The organism is Oscillibacter sp. 1-3, from assembly GCF_000403435.2.
Classification (GTDB): domain Bacteria; phylum Bacillota; class Clostridia; order Oscillospirales; family Oscillospiraceae; genus Oscillibacter.
Map to the genome: position 1 here is coordinate 202,574 of NZ_KE159703.1, position 16,437 is coordinate 219,010.

The following is a 16,437-nucleotide window of genomic DNA, read 5'->3' on the forward strand; positions in this document are numbered from 1 at the left end:
CTTTTGTACCCTCTATCTCACTTCATTTGAAAATCCCCGCCGTCCGCCACTACGGCGTTTTTCCCGCGGCCCGCCAGGTATTGGGCCAGCTGGCGGGCGTCCGGCGTGAGGCCGCAGTCCGCCAGAACGATCTTGGCCCCGGGCAGCTGGCCCTGGACCCGGCGGAGCTCCCGCACGTCGGACTCCATGGCCAATGCCTCGCCCCGCAGGGGGAGGACCAGCAGAAGGCCCGGGATGGCGGGCCGGCCCGCGTGGAACAGGGCGCCGGCCGCCAGCCAGACCACGGTGGTCAGGCCCACGGCGGCGAGGAATGCGATACAGCCGTCTTGAAGCAGCATCATGGTAAATCACCTCATGACAGCGTATGCAGCGGGGCCTGGGTTTGCCCCTGGCCCCGCGGGGGAGCACTTACCGTCCAATCCCTAATTCGGAGAGGATCGCCTCTTCCCGCTTCCGCATCTGCGCCTTCATGGCCCCCTCATCCAAATGGTCGTACCCCAGCAGATGGAGCACGGAGTGCACCACCAGATACGCCAGCTCCCGGCGGGCGGAGTGACCATACTCCTTGGCCTGGGCGGCGACGTGCTCCATGGAGATCACCATGTCTCCCAGAGGCACCAGCCCCGTGCCGGGGTCGGCGTCCTCCGCCTTCGGCAGTACCCCGGGGGAGAGGTCAAAGGCGGGAAAGCTCAGTACGTCCGTGGAGCTGTCCACCTGCCGCGTCTCCCGGTTCAGGCGGCGGATCTCGGCGTCGTCTGTGACAAGCACATCCACTTCACAGGGAGAGTCCACTCCCTCCGCCGCCAGGGCCGTGCGGATGACCCGGCGAATCAGGGCCTTCTGGCCGTCGTTCACGCCGGGGACGCTGGCCGTGACGGGAATATAGTGCCGCTTTGCCATGGTTTTCTCTCCTCTCAAAGCCCTTCCGCAATCCAGTCAGGCAGATTATCCCAATCCCAGAACTCTCCGCCTCCGCAGTCCACGATCCGGGCGTCCAGCAGCCGGCACAAAAACTTCAGGGGATAGGCCCAGCGATCTCCGCTGCCGGGACGGCCGAACATGATACCTGTCAGGGGCTCGTCCTCGCTGTCCACGGCCAGATTGAACTCCAGGGCGTAGTCCGGGGAGCTGAGAACGGGGAAGTCCATGCCGTCGTCCAGCTGGGCATAGCCGCTGATGAGGTCCGGAAAGCGGCAGCGCAGCATCATTTTCAGCTCCCGCCAGCAGGGCATGGGCTCCACGCTCTCAATTTCACTCAGGTCCCGCTCTTGATTCGAGGCGGTTTTCATCATATAGACCTCGTAACTCATCTTCGCTTCCCCGCGTCCTTCCGGCTTTTGCGGTTTTCATAGTCCTCGTAGGCCTGGACGATCCGCTGGACCATGACGTGGCGCACCACATCGGCGTTGGTCAGCTCACAGATGCCGATGCCCTCCACGTTCTTGAGCACCCGCATGGCCTCCTTCAGGCCGGAGGTCTTGCCGTCGGGCAGGTCGATCTGGGTGGCGTCGCCGGTGATGACGATCTTGGAGCCGAAGCCCAGCCGGGTGAGGAACATCTTCATCTGCTCCCGGCTGGTGTTCTGGGCCTCGTCCAGAATGATGAAGCTGTCGTCCAGGGTCCGGCCCCGCATATAGGCCAGGGGGGCCACCTCGATGTTGCCCCGCTCCAGGTACTTCTGGTACGTCTCCGCCCCCAGCATATCGAAGAGCGCGTCGTACAACGGCCGCAGGTAGGGGTCCACCTTGCTCTGGAGATCCCCGGGCAGGAAGCCCAGACGCTCCCCGGCCTCCACGGCGGGCCGGGTGAGGATGATGCGGTTCACCTGCTTGTCCCGAAAGGCCTGGACCGCGGCGGCCACGGCAAGGTAGGTCTTGCCGGTGCCCGCCGGGCCCACGCCGATGGTGACGGTGTTCTTGAGCACGGACTGGATATACTCCTTCTGCCCGATGGTCTTGGGCTTGATGGGGCGGCCCTTGGCGGAGATGCACAGCACGTCGCCGGTGAGCTCCGCGATCTGGCCCTCCTTTCCCGCCCGCACCAGGTTAATGACGTAGCGCACATTCTGCTCCCCGATGGCCTCTCCCCGGCTGGAGAGGGTCAGCAGGGCCTGGATGGCCTTGCAGGCGGGCATGGTGTTCTCCGCCTCGCCGTTGACCCGCAGCTCCCCGTCCCGGTTGGTCACCGTGACGGAGAACTCCTGCTCCAAAAGGCGGATATTCTCGTCAAAGGAGCCGAAGATGTTCACGGCCTGCTCCAGCCGTTCGATGCTGATTCTCTGTTCCAAATCGCTTCACTCCTGTTAATTACGGGCTCTCGCCCGGTTCTTCCGTATAGATGGGCACCCGCACCCCGATCTCCTCCACGCACTCCGCCGAGAGGGTCACCAGCAGCACGCCGTCTCTTTGGCGGGAGGAGCACAGGGTGGAACTGACGCTGCCATAGGGTTCCACGATGGAGGCCAGGTATGAGGTCAGAACTGCCTCCCCGGCCCGCTCCGCCTCCGCCGCCTCCCGGGAGGCGGGAACGGTCTCGTAAAAGCGGCAGGTTTCGCTCACCAGCGTCGCCGGCAGCCGCAGTCCGAAGAGGGAGAGCGGGACCCTGTTTGTTATTTTATCATATTTCTCCCCCTGGATGCTACTGTTTGAGAAGAATTTTATGCGGCGGGTACCGAAGACCAGGGAGAGATATGTCTTCTCCTCCCCGGTGTACTGTTTTTCCAGCACCTCCAGGGGCATGGCGGCGGTCAGCGTGTACCATGTCCGGGCGGTGACGCTGCCCATTCCCGCCAGCACCCGGGCGCCCACGGTCTCCGTATCCTCCACGCCGGAGACCAGAAGCTGCTTCTCCGTTACGGCGGTCCCCGGCTGGACGGCCGCCACGCCGTCCACGGCCCGGACCTTCAGTACCAGCCCCGCCCGCCGGGCAATCAGGTTGGAAGGGGTCTGCCGGTCCAGCCGCTCTGGGGCCGGAATCCGCTCCCTCACCTGGACATGAGCCCGGCAGCCGGAGACGTTGACGGTGATCCAGCTCAGCTCCGGGATGTCCAGCAGCACGTGGTTGCGGATACTCTCCCCGTCCAGGGACAGGCCGAAGGCCCCCAGATGCACGTCATTTTTCTCCAGAGCCCGCAGGATCTTCTCCGTGGGCACGGTCTCGTTGCCCTCCACAACGAAGTCCCAGACAAAGAAGGAGCCCAGGAACAGCGCAGTGGCGCAGAGCGTCAGACCAATCAGAAGAACCTGCCTGTGGCGGAACCGGAAGAGAAAATAGGGCGCCCCCTCCCGGCCCACCACGGTGAGCTCACAGTCCAGATGCTTCGCCGCCTGGCGCAGGATGTGCCAGTCCCGGCGGCTGAGGCGGCAGGTGAAGGCGGTGGGGGACTCCCACGTCACGTCCCAGAAGGCCAGCTCCCGGGCGCCGCACAGGTTTAAGATCCGCTCCGGAAAGGCGCTCTCCGCCCGGATGCGCACCTGGCCCCGGAGGCGGTTGATGATTCCAGTCAGCATGGCCTCACCTCACCCACTCCACGGACTGAATGTGTCCGCCGATCCGCAGCTCTCCCGCTGTCATGGCCAGCAGTGTCAGCCTTTCTCCCTTTACACGCAGGACTCCGCCGGCGGTGTTGGCGTCAATCTGTTGGTCTGTGTACGCCAGGATCCCGGTGTGGTGCTCCAGGTACAGCTGGCGGCTGCCCACCATCTCCAGCCTGGGAAGTCCCGCCACCACGTCCGCCGGCAGGTCGAACAGCTCCGCCACCGTGGTCAGGACGCCGCCCTCCCGGTCTTTTCGATTTCGCTCCATTTGCAGTTCACCCCTTGTCTGACCCTATGCGGCCGGCGGCGAAAACTTGCCTGAAAACGAAAGCGCCCCGGACATAAGCCCGCTCCCTCCGGCATAGGGTAGGGGCGGTGATGTGTATGAGAATGCGGTGGCGGGGACTGGCCTGCCTGGGACTGTGCGTGGTGCTGGCCTGGTTTCTGGCGGACGCGGGTGAGATTCGCCAATGGGCGGCAGAGGCGTTGGCTCTGTGCGGGCGGTCCGTGGTCCCGGCGCTGTTTCCCTTCCTGGTGCTGTCCAGCCTGCTGGTGTCCCTGGGCTTTGGGGAGCTGGTCTCGCCCTATCTGGCGGGGCTGATGACGCCCTTGTTCCGCCTGCCCGGGTGCGCCAGCTCCGCGCTGCTGCTGGGACTGGCGGGCGGGTATCCCATCGGCGCCCAGACGGCGGCCCGCCTCTATCAGGAGGGCTCCCTGACCCGGGGCGAGGCGGAGCGGCTGCTGGCCTTCTGCAACAACTCCAACCCCGTGTTTCTCATCAGTGTGCTGGGGGCCGGGGTCTTCGGCAGCGTCCGGGCCGGGGTGTGGCTGTGGCTGATTCATATCCTGGCCGCCCTGCTGACGGGGCTGGTGTTCCGCCGGGCCGGGGAGAGCGGCTCTCACCAGCACACGACAAGGAAAACGCCTTGCAGGACAGTCTCTTTCTCCACAGCCCTGGTTGAGGCGGTGCGGGGCGGAGCGGCGGGGATGCTGTCGGTCTGCGCCTTTGTGATCTTCTTCTACGCGCTGGCGGCCCCCCTGGCTGCCCTGGGAGGACGGCTGGGGCCGCTGCTGGTGGGCCTGACGGAGCTCTTTTCCCTGACGCCCCTGCTGACAGCGGACAGCTTCGGCTTTGTCCTGGCGGCGGGCTGCGCCGGCTGGGGCGGGCTGTCCGTGCTGTTTCAGACGGCGGCGGTGCTGGAGGGCAGCGGCCTGCGCCTTCGGAACTGCCTTCTGGGCAAGGTCCTCCAGGGCCTGCTGTCCGCCGCCCTGGCTCTGGCGCTCCAGGGGTATGTCCTATAGCGGTCCGGCAGACCCCGGGGCAGCGGGCCGCCGCGATAGTTCTTTGATTGCTGGGTTGTCCGTTCCCCGCGGTCTCCAGGCAAAAAATCATCCTTTTTACTCATTATTTTCGGGAACTGCTTTAAGCACCAGTAATTTTACGAATCACGGGTTGAAACAAGAAGTTCGGCATGATATACTTATCTCAGTAAATCGGTATTTTGTATAGAGAGGCGCTTGTCAATGGAAAGCGATATTGAGTATATACAGCTATTTATGGAATATGAATCCGATGATATGCCTGTGGTATATTTTTATGAAGTAGATTTGAAGGATAACCGCTTTGCGCTTAGAGAGATGGAAATCTTTGCAGACAGGACAGTAAAGATTGAGAATGACCTCTATCGTGATGTCATAGAAGTATGTCCAATCCCAACCGTTGATGAATTTAACGCAAAGGTCTGGGGAGAAGGCTTCTATGCAACGATTATTTCCAGAGAAGAATTTGATGAAATATGGAATACCAGAATTTATTGCGGAAGCTTGGCTGCTGTCTAACTTCCGGTTTGTCGGGCGGTTATCCATGATGGATAACCGCCTGTTCAGTCATTTTGGCGGAAGGGGGTATTTATCAACACAAAAGGTAAGAGGGAGAAATCATCCCCTCTGCTGTCGCATAATTCGACAACAGAGGGGATTTTCTGAACGTTTTTCTACAAAAAGGAGTTATTTTTCTGCCTCCAGGGCCTTCACGGCTCTGACAATGCGGCTGGTGCCCAGGCGGGACGCGCCCAGGGCGATGAAGTCCTCCGCGTCCTGGAGGCTGGCAATGCCGCCGGCGGCTTTGATCTTCACATCGGGGCCGATGTGCTTTGCGAACAGGGCTACATCCTCCCGGGTGGCGCCGCCCCCGCCGAAGCCGGTGGAGGTCTTGATATAGTCCGCGCCGGAGTCTGTGACGATCCCGCAGAGCCGGATCTTCTCCTCATCCGTCAGCATACAGCACTCGATGATGACTTTTAAGAGCTTTTGGCCGCAGGCGGCCTTCACTGCTCGGATCTCCGAGAGCAGGTCCTCCCACCGCCGGTCCTTCACCCAGCCCAGGTTGATGACCATGTCCACCTCGTCCGCGCCGCTGTCTACGGCGTCTTTTGCCATGAAGCACTTGGCCGCGGTGGTGTCGTAGCCGTTGGGGAAGCCGATGACGGTACAGATGGGAATCTGCCCAGCGGCGTATTCCGCAGCCCGTTTCACGTAGCTTGCGGGGATGCACACGCTGGCGCAGCCGTATCTGATGCCGTCGTCGCACAGGGCTTGGATCTCCTCCCAGGCGGCCGTCTGGGCAAGGAGGGTGTGGTCGCATTTGCGCAAAATGTCTTTCAGTTCCATTTCAGGATGCTCCTTTATTCTCTTGCATAGTAGCGGTATTTTCCCCGCTCCTCCCGGCGGAGCACCCGGCCCCGGACCTCCAGGTAGTCCAGGTGGGCCAGCGCCTCTCCCACGGCGAAAAACTTCTGCTCCAGGGGGAAGTCCTCCCAGCTGCGGCTGCGGATTCTCCAGCGCATCCGTCCGGCGATCTCGTAGCCCGTCAGCCCCGGCTCCTCCCGCACGGTATGCCAGGCGTCCTCGATCCTGCCCAGGTGGTGGGCGGTGAGCTCGTCCGCCCGGTCCCGGAGGACGCCGGTATCCCGCCGGTGGGCGGGGAGCAGCAGCTCCACCGGCAGGTCCCGCACGGTCTGCAGACTCTCCAGATAGCTGCCCAGGGCGTCCGGCATGGTTTCCCAGCGGCAGATGTTGGGGGAGATATAGAAGAGGATGTGGTCTCCTGTGAAGAGCCATCTGGCCTCCGGCTCATAGAGGCACATGTGCCCCGGTGTGTGGCCTGGAGTCAGGATGCAGCGAAAGGTATGCCCGCCGTAGGACAGGGTATCCCCGTCCCGCAGGTACTGGTACCGGGTCCACGCGGCGGGGGCGGCCGTCTGGGCGGGATTGCCGGCCCAGAGACGGTCCGTCTCCTCCCGGGTGAAGCCGTCCCGGATATACCGGGCGTAGAGGTCCCGCCAGCGGTTTTCGTCCATATAGGCTGCCACGCCGGGTCCGTCCACCTCCCCGATGAAGATCCGGCACCCGGGCCGGATCAAGTCCGGCGCCAAGCCCACGTGGTCACTGTGAAGATGGGTGATGAAGATGTCCATCCGGTCCCGGTCCGCACCCAGCTGCTCCAGCTGCCGCTCACAGGCGGCGCGGCAGGAGTCCCAGCGAAAGCCGGTGTCGATCAAAAGGCTCCGCTCCCCCCGGACAAAATAGCTGTTCAGGGTCTTCAAAGGGCTTCCCTCCAAAGGGATCTCCAGCCGCCACAGGTCCCGTGCCAGTTGCTCCGCCATACGCGCCTCCGCCTTCTCGTTTGGTGACGAGTATAGCAAATTTCCACCAAAATGTCCAGTCTCTTCCGGCGGGGAGCCGCGCCGGAGCAGAGTTTTCCATGGCCGCCTTTTGTTTTCCCTTGCGCCGCGGGCCGGATGGTGCTACAATAGAGTGCGTTGACGGCGTCGGCCGGATCAACGTACATCGCTTTCACAACGGATATACCCTGAATTCGGAGGAACATCATGAAAAAAAGAATTCTGTCACTGTTTTGCGTCCTGGTTCTGCTGGCGGGGGCCCTGCCCTCCGCCGCCGCTCTCCAGGGGGAGGCCGCCCGGGCGGCGGACGCTCTGGCCACACTGGGGCTGATTGAGACCGCCGCTTCCGGAGATTACGGACTGAATGAGCCCGCCTCCCGGGCCCAGGCGGTGGTGCTGCTGGTGGCTCTGGCCGGGGCGCGCCAGGAGGCGGAGAACGACGCATGGATCTCCGGCTTTACCGACGTTCCCGCCTGGGCCCGGGCGGAGATCACCTATGCCGCCCACCAGGGCTGGGCCTCCGGAACGACATCGACGGAGTTCCGGCCCGACAGCGCCGTTACCGCCAACGCCTGGTTTGCATTTTTGCTGCGGATGCTGGGATACAGTGACAAGGCCGGGGACTTTACGGTGTCCGGCGCGGCGGTTTTTGCCCAGCAGATCGGCCTGGCGGCCAGGGGATACAGCGGCGGGCTGACCCGCGGCCAGCTGTACCAGTCCGCTGTGGACGCGCTGACCTTCCCCTATAAGGACGGCGGCGCCACAGTGATCGGCCGTCTGGCGGAGAAGACCCCCTCCGTCCGGGCTGCGGCCAACGCACTGGGCCTGCTGGAGACCACGCTGACGGTCCGTCAGGCGGCGGACCGGCTGACTGCCGCCGTCTTCCGCATTGACCTCTATGAAAAGCAGAAGAATGTGGACAAGGGTACGCCCACCTCCACCGCCAGCGGCTTTTTCATCTCCGCCGACGGCATGGCCGTCACCAACTACCACTCCATCGATGGCGGCATCTACGCCACCGCCACCCTCTCCACAGGGGAGACCTTCCCGATTGAGCGGGTCCTCTACTATGATCCGGAGATTGACATTGCCGTGGTGAAGGTCTCCCGGACCACCGACAAGGGCAAGACCACTTCCGCCTTCAAATATCTGGAGATGGCGGGCACCGGCGACGTCCGGCCCGGCGACAAGGTGTACTCTTTGGGCAACCCGCTGGGCAGCGGTCTGGCCGTCAGCGAGGGCGTGGTCAGCGCCACGGACCGGGAGGTGCCCGGCTACGCATGGCCCTGCGTCATGAATACGGCGGACATCTCCAAGGGCAGCAGCGGCGGCGTGCTGATGAACGTCTACGGGCAGGCAATCGCCGTCACCACCGGCGCCTACGCCCAGGGCAACAGCATGTATCTGGGCGTTCCTGTGGACCCGGTGATGGAGGCGGACCTGACCGGAAAGGGCTGGACCCTGCAGGAGGTTGTCAACGCCGAGCAGGCCAAGGTGGAGCAGGCCAGAGCGGAAAACGACAAATGACCAAAGAGGGAGCGCCATACGGCGCTCCCTCTTTGGTCTTATGTATCCGCTCCGCTGTGCGCCAGAATGAAGGCCTCCAGCTCCGCCACGGTCCCGACAACTGTGACGGCGCCCGCCGCCTCCAGCTCTCCCGGGGGCGCGTAGCCGAAAAACTCCACGCCCGCGCAGTCCATGCCGCAGGCCCCGGCGCCCTCCACGTCGTACTTCCGGTCGCCCACCATCAGGGCGCGGCGGGGGTCCGTCAGGCCCAGGCGGGCCATGGCCTCCCGGATGACGTCCGCCTTGCTCTGGTCCCGGCTTTCGGAGCTGCCGGCGATCACCGCCAGATGGGGGGCGAAGCCGAACCGCTCACAGATGGAGACGCACTGGGACTCGGCCTTGGAGGAGGCCAGCGCCAGCGTGAGCCCCCGGGCCTTCAGCCGTCCCATCATGTCTGCGATGCCCGGGGCCGGGCGGTTTTTGAACTGGCCCACGGGGACGTATTGCTCCCGAAAGAGCCGCAGGGCCTCCTGGGCCTCCTCCCGGCTCAGGCCGCAGTACTGCATAAAGGAGTTCTGGAGCGGCGGGCCGATGAATTTCAGCAGGTTCCGGTCCTCCGGCAGCGGGCGACCCATGGCCTCTATGGCGTACCGCACACATTCCAGCACGCCCTCCTGGGAATCGGTCAGAGTGCCGTCCAGGTCGAAAAAGACGTATTGATACATACTCTCACCCTCCTGCCGGAAAGTGTATCACGCCTTTTGAATTTTCGCAAGAGAAATGCGGATTTTCTGGGGGAATTAACAGGATTGCCGGGAACACAGCCTACGCGTACACGATTACCATTCCGGTGATGATTCCCAGCACCGCCGCCAGGGCGGGGGCCTTCCCCCGCCACATCAGGGACGATTCCGGCAGCAGCTCCCCGAACACCACGTAGAGCATGGCCCCGGAGGCAAAGCTCAGGGCCAGGGTCAATGCCGCCGGGCCCAGAGTCCCCAGGCTGAACCCCAGCAGGGCCCCCAGCACGGTGGGGGCGCCGGTGAGTGCCGCGGCTCCGGCGGCCCTCGCCCGGCCCATGCCGCCGGAGATCAGGGGAACGGCCACCGCCATGCCCTCGGGGATGTTGTGCAGGCCGATGACCGCCGCCATCACCATTCCGCCCCGGGCTGAGCCGGGACGGGCCGCCCCCCTGGCGAAGGCGGCGCCGATGACCATCCCCTCCGGCACGTTGTGCAGGGCGATGGCCGCCGCCATTACCAGCCCGGCCAGAAACAGGCCCCCGCCTGTCCCGCTCCGCCGCCCAATCCAGGCGTTGAGCGCGCCGGTGACCCCGCAGCCCAGCAGGATGCCGGGAATCGCCAGCCACAGACGTCCGTTCTCCGGGGACACGGCGTCCGCCAGCAGGTCGAAGCACACCACCGCCGTCATCACCCCGGCGGCAAAGCTCAAAAGCAGACTCACCGCCCGGCTGGAGTCCCGCCGGAACAGGCAGGCGGTCAGTCCGCCGGTTCCCGTGCCGCCGATGCCCGCCGCCGCCGTAATCAGCAGAACCTCTCCCAAACGCCCCATGCCGTCCGCCGCCTTCCAAAACAGTCTCTGGAAAACTCTATTTTTCCCCAAAGCCGTCTAGAACTATTCCCGCGGGCATAGCCTGATGGAGAGGTGATATTCCATGACGATCCATGTTGTGCGGTCCGGGGAGACCCTGGACGCCATTGCCGCCCAGTACGGGGTGAATCCCGCCCAGCTGGGCGCGGCCAACGACGTCCCCGCCGACGGCGCCCTGGCCGTGGGACAGACCCTGGTGGTACGCTTTCCCCGGCAGGTCCATGCCGTCCAGCCCGGGGAGACGCTCAGCTCCATCGCTGCGGCCTACGGCACCGACACCCGCACCCTCTGGCAAAACAACTGGGCCCTGGGCGGGGGAGACGCCCTGGCGGCGGGCCAGCTTCTGACAATCTCTTACTTTGACGAGAAGATCGGCGCCGCGGCCTTCAACGGCTACGCCTATCCCTTCATCCAGACGCGGCTGCTGGAGGCCCAGCTGCCCTATCTCACCTACATGGCACCCTTCACCTATGGCATCGCCGCCCAGGGCGGTCTGCTGTCTTTGGACGACGGCGCCATGCTCTCCTCCGCCCAGACCCACGGCGCCCGGCCGGTGATGCACCTGTCCACCCTGACGGAGTCCGGCGGGTTCGACACGGAGCGGGGGGCCATGGTGCTGACGGACTATGCCATACAGGACCGCCTGATAGACGAGATATTCTGGGTGATCGGCGAAAAGGACTATGTGGGGCTGGACGTGGATTTCGAGTACCTGCCCGGTTATCTGGCGGCGGCCTACGCCGCCTTTTTGGACCGGCTCCACCGGATGCTGCGGGCCCGTGGGCTGTTTTTGTGGGCGGCCCTGGCCCCCAAGACCTCTGCCGCCCAGCGGGGACTGCTGTACGAGGCACATGACTACGCCGGCGTCAGTGCCTCCGTGGACGGCGTGCTGCTGATGACCTATGAGTGGGGATACACCGCTGGCCCTCCTATGGCAGTGGCCCCGCTCCCCAATGTCCGGGCGGTGCTGGACTACGCCGTTACGGAGATCCCCGCCGGGAAGATCTTCCTCGGCATCCCCAATTACGGCTACGACTGGCCCCTGCCCTTTATCCGGGGCACCACCCGGGCCCAGTCCATCTCCAACCAGCGGGCCATTGAGCTGGCCCTGGAGCACGACATCGCCATCCAGTTCGACGAGACCGCCCAGGCTCCCTTTTTCCACTACACCGACGGCGGCGGCACAGTCCATGAGGTCTGGTTCGAGGACGCGCGAAGCATGGACGCCAAGCTGCGGCTTATCGCGGAGTACGGCTTCCAGGGCGGCGGGGTCTGGAACCTGATGCGGCCCTTCTCCCAGATCTGGCAGGTGATGGCGGCGCTGTACGACATTTGGTAAGACCGAACTGAACGCAGAACCGGGCGGCTGCCCAAAATGGCAGCTGCCCGGTCATCCCTGCGGTCACGCCTTTTGCCACCGCTTCAAGGTGGGGAACCAGCTCCGCATCATCTTCTCCGCCTCTTCCTGGGGGCCAAACGGGTGGCCGTTTTCGGCGTTGAACTTCAGGTTGAAGGCAATGATGTCGTCCATGGTGGCGTCGGGAGCGGTGAAGGCCCCTTTCTGGTAGCAGTAACGGCAGTAGTCGGCGCTGGGGGAGCCGTTCGCTTCGGTGCCTGCGTCTGCGGGCTTGTCCAGGGGCATGCCGCAGCACTGGCAGAATTTTCTTTCTTCCATTGAGAAAACCTCCTTATGTTGGACGGGTTCCGTTCCCCCGCCTCTGACACAAGGATACTTCATGAAACCCGACAGGGTCTGTCAGGTTTCATAGACCGCTGAAAGTTTTTGGATCTCTTCGGCGAGGAGCTTTCGCCAATAGGCCGGCGACAGGACTTCCAGCTGGCTGCCGAAGGACAGGAGAAAGGACAGCAGCCACTGGTCCTCCGGAAAATTGCACGCCACCAGCAAACAGCCGTCCGGCTCCCGGGTAATCTCCTTCGGGTGGAAGTAGTCCCGTACCCGCCAGGCGGCGGCCGGGGCAAAGCGCAGCCGCAATTCCACGCCCCGGTACTCCGGGGACGGCGGGGCCTCCAGCCGCTCCGGAGGGCGGCGGGTCGGGCAGGCTCCCTCCTCTGCGGTCAGGTCCTCCATCCGCATCAGGCGGAAGATCCGCCAGTCCTGCCGCTTTTGGCAGAAGGCCGACAGATACCAGCAGCCGCCCTTGAACACCAGCCGGGTGGGCTCCACGGTCCGGCGGCTCCGCTCCCCGGCGGAGCTGTAATAGGTGAAGGACAACGGTCGGCGGGCCAGAATCGCCCCCTTCACCAGGGCGAAATTCTCCCGCTCCACCGCCCCGCTGCCCCAGTCGGTGAAGTCCACCTCCAGCCAGCCGGTTCCCTCCCGGCGGAACAGGGCGGTCAGTCGGGCCAGCGTCTCCTCCTCCGCCCCGCCGCCGGTGGCCAGAATGGCCTGGAGGGCGAAGAGAATCTCGTCCTGCTGGGCATGGGAGAGGAGGGCCTTGTCCAGCACAAACTGGTCCATCAGCCGGATACCGCCGCCCTGCCCCCTCTGGGTGAACACCGGGATGCCGGCGGCGGACAGGGCGTCGATGTCCCGGTAGATGGTGCGCTCCGACACCTCCAGCCGCTCCGCCAGCTCCCCGGCGGTGACGGCCCGCTTTTCCACCAATAAATATAAAATCTCAAAAAGACGGCTGTTCTTCATCTTTTCCTGCGCCCCCGAATGCTGCAAGTGCGTCCCCATCAGGCCCGGCTCATAAGGCAACTATACCACGCCGGCCGGCCGGATTCAACGCTGCTTTCAAAACGGCTGGACACGCCCTGGGATTTCTAGTATAATAAACGCATAATTCGGACGATTTTTCTAATAATGAGTACGTTCCTCTCTTCCCATTTTCACCCAGGGAGCCTACAATAGAGTTTGATGAATCTTGAAAATCTTTCACCGGCACGAAAAATTTTCATAATTTGAAAGGAGCGGTTCTTATGTCCATTCTTGTCACCGGCGGCGCCGGGTATATCGGCAGCCACACCTGCGTGGAGCTGATCCAGGCGGGCTGCGAGGTCATTGTGGCGGACAATCTCTACAACTCCAGCGAGGAGGCCGTCCGCCGGGTGGAGAAGATCGTGGGGAGGAAGATCCCCTTTGTCAAGGCGGAGCTGTGCGACATGGAGCAGGTGGAGGCCCTTTTCACCAGGTTCCCGGACATCGACTCCGTGATGCACTTCGCCGGGCTCAAGGCCGTGGGGGAGAGCGTCAGCAAGCCCCTGGAGTATTACTCCAACAATCTCATCAGCACCCTCTACCTTCTCCAGGCCATGCGGACCCACGGGGTGAAGAATTTCGTCTTCTCCTCCTCCGCCACGGTCTACGGCGATCCCGCCACCGTGCCCATCCGGGAGGATTTCCCCACCGGCGGCACCACCAATCCCTACGGCACCACCAAGCTCTTCCAGGAGCGCATTCTCTCCGACTACTGCGCCGCCGACCCCACCCTGAACGTGGCCCTGCTGCGGTACTTCAACCCCATCGGCGCCCATGAGAGCGGCCTGATCGGCGAGGACCCCAACGGTATTCCCAACAACCTGGTGCCCTATATCGCAAAAGTCGCCGTGGGCCAGCTGGAAAAGCTCCACGTATACGGCAACGACTATTCAACTCCCGACGGCACCGGCGTCCGGGACTATATTCACGTCGTTGACCTGGCCAAGGGCCACGTGGCGGCGCTGAAAAAGCTGGAGCAGAACTGCGGCCTCTTCATCTGCAATCTGGGCACCGGCAAGGGCTACTCCGTGCTGGACGTGCTCCACGCCTATGAGAAGGCCTGCGGCAAGGAGCTGCCCTACGTCATCGACCCCCGCCGCCCCGGAGACATCGCCGCCTGCTACGCCGACCCCAAGAGGGCCCGGGAGGAGCTGGGCTGGGAGGCGGAGCTTGGCATCGAGGAGATGTGCGCCTCCTCATGGAAGTGGCAGTCCATGAACCCCAACGGATACAAGGGTTAAGGGAGGACGGATTATGAACAAGCCTGTTCTCGTCATCATGGCCGCCGGCATGGGCAGCCGGTACGGCGGCCTCAAGCAGCTGGACCCCGTGGGCAGCCACGGCCAGCTGATTATCGACTACTCCATCTACGACGCCCGCCGGGCGGGCTTTGAGACCGTGGTCTTCGTCATTAAGCCCGAGATCGAGGCGGATTTCAAGGCCGCCATCGGAGACCGGGTGGCCCAGGTGATGGACGTGAAGTACGCCTATCAGCTCAAAGAGGACCTGCCGGAGGGGTACGCCGTCCCGGCGGAGCGGACCAAGCCCTGGGGCACCGCCCATGCGGCGCTTTCTGTGCGGGGCATTGTGGACGGCCCCTTCGCCGTCATCAACGCCGACGACTACTACGGCCCGGAGGCCTTTCGGGAGATCCATGCCTACCTCTCCAGCCATCCCGACGGGGCGCTGTACGAGTACGTCATGGTGGGGTACCTGCTGAAAAACACGGTGACGGAGAACGGCACCGTGGCCCGGGGCGTGTGCGAGGAGACGGCGGAGAACTTCCTCACCCAGGTCACCGAGCGCACCAAGATCGAAAAGGGCGAGCCCCCCCGCTTCACTGAGGACGACGGCAAGACCTGGACGGACCTGGCGGGGGACACCATCGTATCTATGAACATGTGGGGCTTTAACCGCAGCTTCCTGGACGAGGCGTGGAAGCGTTTTCCCGCCTTTTTGGACAAGGCCCTGGCGGAGAACCCCGCCAAGGCGGAGTACTTCCTGCCCACCGTGGTCAGCCAGCTGATCGACGAGGGGAAGGCTCGGGTGAAGGTGCTGCGCAGCGAGGACAAGTGGTACGGCGTCACCTACCGGGAGGACAAGCCCGCGGTCATGGCTGCCATCGCGGAGAAGACGGCCTCCGGGCTGTATCCGGACAATCTCTGGGAGGTGCGGGTATGATCCAGGCGGAACAGACTCTGCAGGAGGTCTTGGTGGCCTTTGACTTCGGCGCGCCCGTGGTGGGCGCCGTCCGGTACGGCCAGGGACATATCAACGACACCTTCTGCGTACACACCCAGCCGGAGAACGCCTGCTGCCGCCGCTTCATCCTCCAGCGCATGAGCGCCGCCGCCTTCAAGCGGCCGGACCAGCTGATGGAGAACATCATCGGCGTCACCGAGTACCTTGGCCGGCAGATTGAGGCCCGGCGCGGAGACCGCGGCCGGGAGGCCATGGAGGTTCTCCGTCCGAAAAACGGGGAGCCCTACTACACCGACAGCCAGGGCGGCGCCTGGCGGGTCTATCCCTTTGTAGAGCGCACCGTCTGCTGCCAGGCGGCGGATACGCCGGAGCTCTTCGCCGCCTCCGGCCGGGCCTTCGGCCGCTTCCAGCAGCTTTTGAAGGACTACCCGGCGGAGACCCTTCACGAGACCATCCCCAACTTCCACAACACCGAGGACCGGCTGAAAAAGTTCAAGGCCGCCCTGGAGGCGGACAAGCTGGGGCGGGCGGCAGAGTGCGGGCCGGAGATCAGCTTCGTCCTGGAGCGGGAGGCGGACTGCTCCGCTGCCCTGAGCGCCATGCGGGAGGGAAAGCTTCCCGTCCGCGTCACCCACAACGACACCAAACTGAACAACGTCCTCATGGACGAGACCACCGGAGAGGGGATCTGCATCATCGACCTGGATACTGTGATGCCGGGCCTTGTGATTTACGATTTCGGCGATTCCATCCGCTTCGGCGCCAACCACAGCGCCGAGGACGAGACCGACCTCAGCAAGGTCAGCCTGGACGTGGACCTCTTCGACGTGTACACCAAAGCCTTTTTAGAGGGGACCGGCGGCTCTCTCACAGATGCGGAGATCGAGTATCTCCCCTGGGGGGCCAAGCTGATGACGCTGGAGTGCGGCATCCGCTTCCTCACCGACTATCTGGTGGGGGATGAGTACTTCCACATCAGCCGGGAACGGCAGAACCTGGACCGCTGCCGCACCCAGTTCAAGCTGGTAGCGGACATGGAGGCGCGCTGGGACGAACTGCGGGCCATCGTGGACCGGTACCGCGGAAACTGAGACACGGGATTGAAAAACAACGTGGGAGGGCGCCCTCCCGCAGTCGCTCTGCAGGGCAGAGCGCCGCGTCCGCACGGGAGGTGATC

The 16,437-nt window shown here is 63.9% G+C and carries 19 protein-coding genes; 7 read left to right on the top strand and 12 right to left on the bottom strand.

Annotated features, from left to right (window positions below):
* Window positions 1-17 precede the first annotated feature (17 nt).
* From C816_RS01020 to C816_RS01045, 6 genes are all read right to left on the bottom strand, one after another.
* Window positions 18-341 (bottom strand): MBL fold metallo-hydrolase, encoded by a 324-nt coding sequence (locus C816_RS01020; RefSeq protein WP_016320539.1) that lies wholly within the window; start codon window positions 339-341, stop codon window positions 18-20.
* A gap of 67 nt (window positions 342-408) precedes the next feature.
* A complete protein-coding gene (gene ybeY, locus C816_RS01025; RefSeq protein WP_016320540.1) occupies window positions 409-900 on the bottom strand; it encodes an rRNA maturation RNase YbeY in 492 nt (163 codons plus the stop codon).
* Window positions 901-914: 14 nt separating this feature from the next.
* Window positions 915-1,310 (bottom strand): hypothetical protein, encoded by a 396-nt coding sequence (locus tag C816_RS01030; protein WP_016320541.1) that lies wholly within the window; start codon window positions 1,308-1,310, stop codon window positions 915-917.
* Window positions 1,307-2,287, bottom strand: coding sequence for a PhoH family protein (locus C816_RS01035; RefSeq protein WP_016320542.1), 981 nt, complete (start codon window positions 2,285-2,287; stop codon window positions 1,307-1,309). Before C816_RS01035 ends, C816_RS01030 begins: the two co-directional genes overlap by 4 nt.
* A gap of 19 nt (window positions 2,288-2,306) precedes the next feature.
* Window positions 2,307-3,509 (bottom strand): sporulation protein YqfD, encoded by a 1,203-nt coding sequence (locus tag C816_RS01040; RefSeq protein ID WP_016320543.1) that lies wholly within the window; start codon window positions 3,507-3,509, stop codon window positions 2,307-2,309.
* Window positions 3,510-3,513: 4 nt separating this feature from the next.
* Window positions 3,514-3,804 (bottom strand): YabP/YqfC family sporulation protein, encoded by a 291-nt coding sequence (locus C816_RS01045; RefSeq protein WP_016320544.1) that lies wholly within the window; start codon window positions 3,802-3,804, stop codon window positions 3,514-3,516.
* A 116-nt stretch (window positions 3,805-3,920) separates the two neighbouring features.
* Here C816_RS01045 and C816_RS01050 point away from each other — a divergent pair, with 116 nt between their 5' ends.
* Together C816_RS01050 and C816_RS01055 are read left to right on the top strand one after the other, a co-directional pair.
* Window positions 3,921-4,838, top strand: coding sequence for a nucleoside recognition domain-containing protein (locus tag C816_RS01050; protein ID WP_016320545.1), 918 nt, complete (start codon window positions 3,921-3,923; stop codon window positions 4,836-4,838).
* Window positions 4,839-5,060: 222 nt separating this feature from the next.
* Window positions 5,061-5,375, top strand: a complete 315-nt coding sequence (locus C816_RS01055) for a DUF6881 domain-containing protein (RefSeq protein WP_016320546.1) — start codon at window positions 5,061-5,063, stop codon at window positions 5,373-5,375.
* Between the two features lie 168 nt (window positions 5,376-5,543).
* Here the strand turns inward: C816_RS01055 and deoC are convergent, their stop codons facing one another.
* Together deoC and C816_RS01065 are read right to left on the bottom strand one after the other, a co-directional pair.
* Window positions 5,544-6,206: a deoxyribose-phosphate aldolase gene (gene deoC, locus C816_RS01060; protein WP_016320547.1), complete on the bottom strand. Its 663-nt coding sequence runs from the start codon at window positions 6,204-6,206 to the stop codon at window positions 5,544-5,546.
* 14 nt (window positions 6,207-6,220) lie between these two features.
* Window positions 6,221-7,201 (bottom strand): MBL fold metallo-hydrolase, encoded by a 981-nt coding sequence (locus C816_RS01065; RefSeq protein ID WP_016320548.1) that lies wholly within the window; start codon window positions 7,199-7,201, stop codon window positions 6,221-6,223.
* Window positions 7,202-7,426: 225 nt separating this feature from the next.
* On the opposite strand from C816_RS01065, the gene C816_RS01070 reads away from it, so the two are divergent.
* Window positions 7,427-8,746, top strand: a complete 1,320-nt coding sequence (locus C816_RS01070; protein WP_016320549.1) for a S1C family serine protease — start codon at window positions 7,427-7,429, stop codon at window positions 8,744-8,746.
* A 38-nt stretch (window positions 8,747-8,784) separates the two neighbouring features.
* On the opposite strand, the gene C816_RS01075 is transcribed toward C816_RS01070, so the two are convergent.
* Together C816_RS01075 and C816_RS01080 are read right to left on the bottom strand one after the other, a co-directional pair.
* On the bottom strand, window positions 8,785-9,450 hold the full coding sequence (locus C816_RS01075) for an HAD hydrolase-like protein (RefSeq protein ID WP_016320550.1): 666 nt from the start codon (window positions 9,448-9,450) through the stop codon (window positions 8,785-8,787).
* A 100-nt stretch (window positions 9,451-9,550) separates the two neighbouring features.
* Entirely contained in the window at window positions 9,551-10,297 is a 747-nt protein-coding gene (locus tag C816_RS01080; protein WP_016320551.1) for a ZIP family metal transporter, read from the bottom strand.
* 103 nt (window positions 10,298-10,400) lie between these two features.
* Between C816_RS01080 and C816_RS01085 the strand changes: the two genes are divergently transcribed.
* Complete coding sequence (locus tag C816_RS01085; RefSeq protein WP_016320552.1) at window positions 10,401-11,675, top strand: LysM peptidoglycan-binding domain-containing protein; 1,275 nt, start codon at window positions 10,401-10,403, stop codon at window positions 11,673-11,675.
* Window positions 11,676-11,738: 63 nt separating this feature from the next.
* Here the strand turns inward: C816_RS01085 and C816_RS01090 are convergent, their stop codons facing one another.
* Both C816_RS01090 and C816_RS01095 read right to left on the bottom strand, forming a co-directional pair.
* Complete coding sequence (locus tag C816_RS01090) at window positions 11,739-12,011, bottom strand: zinc ribbon domain-containing protein (protein ID WP_016320553.1); 273 nt, start codon at window positions 12,009-12,011, stop codon at window positions 11,739-11,741.
* An 81-nt stretch (window positions 12,012-12,092) separates the two neighbouring features.
* A complete protein-coding gene (locus C816_RS01095; protein WP_016320554.1) occupies window positions 12,093-12,998 on the bottom strand; it encodes a helix-turn-helix transcriptional regulator in 906 nt (301 codons plus the stop codon).
* Between the two features lie 281 nt (window positions 12,999-13,279).
* Between C816_RS01095 and galE the strand changes: the two genes are divergently transcribed.
* Genes galE through C816_RS01110 form a run of 3 tightly spaced genes read left to right on the top strand, consistent with a single transcriptional unit; the run spans window position 13,280 to window position 16,351 of the window.
* Window positions 13,280-14,299 (top strand): UDP-glucose 4-epimerase GalE, encoded by a 1,020-nt coding sequence (gene galE / locus C816_RS01100; RefSeq protein ID WP_016320555.1) that lies wholly within the window; start codon window positions 13,280-13,282, stop codon window positions 14,297-14,299.
* Between the two features lie 13 nt (window positions 14,300-14,312).
* Window positions 14,313-15,239 (top strand): nucleotidyltransferase family protein, encoded by a 927-nt coding sequence (locus C816_RS01105; protein ID WP_016320556.1) that lies wholly within the window; start codon window positions 14,313-14,315, stop codon window positions 15,237-15,239.
* On the top strand, window positions 15,236-16,351 hold the full coding sequence (locus tag C816_RS01110; protein ID WP_016320557.1) for a phosphotransferase enzyme family protein: 1,116 nt from the start codon (window positions 15,236-15,238) through the stop codon (window positions 16,349-16,351). Before C816_RS01105 ends, C816_RS01110 begins: the two co-directional genes overlap by 4 nt.
* The last annotated feature ends 86 nt before the right edge of the window (window positions 16,352-16,437 follow it).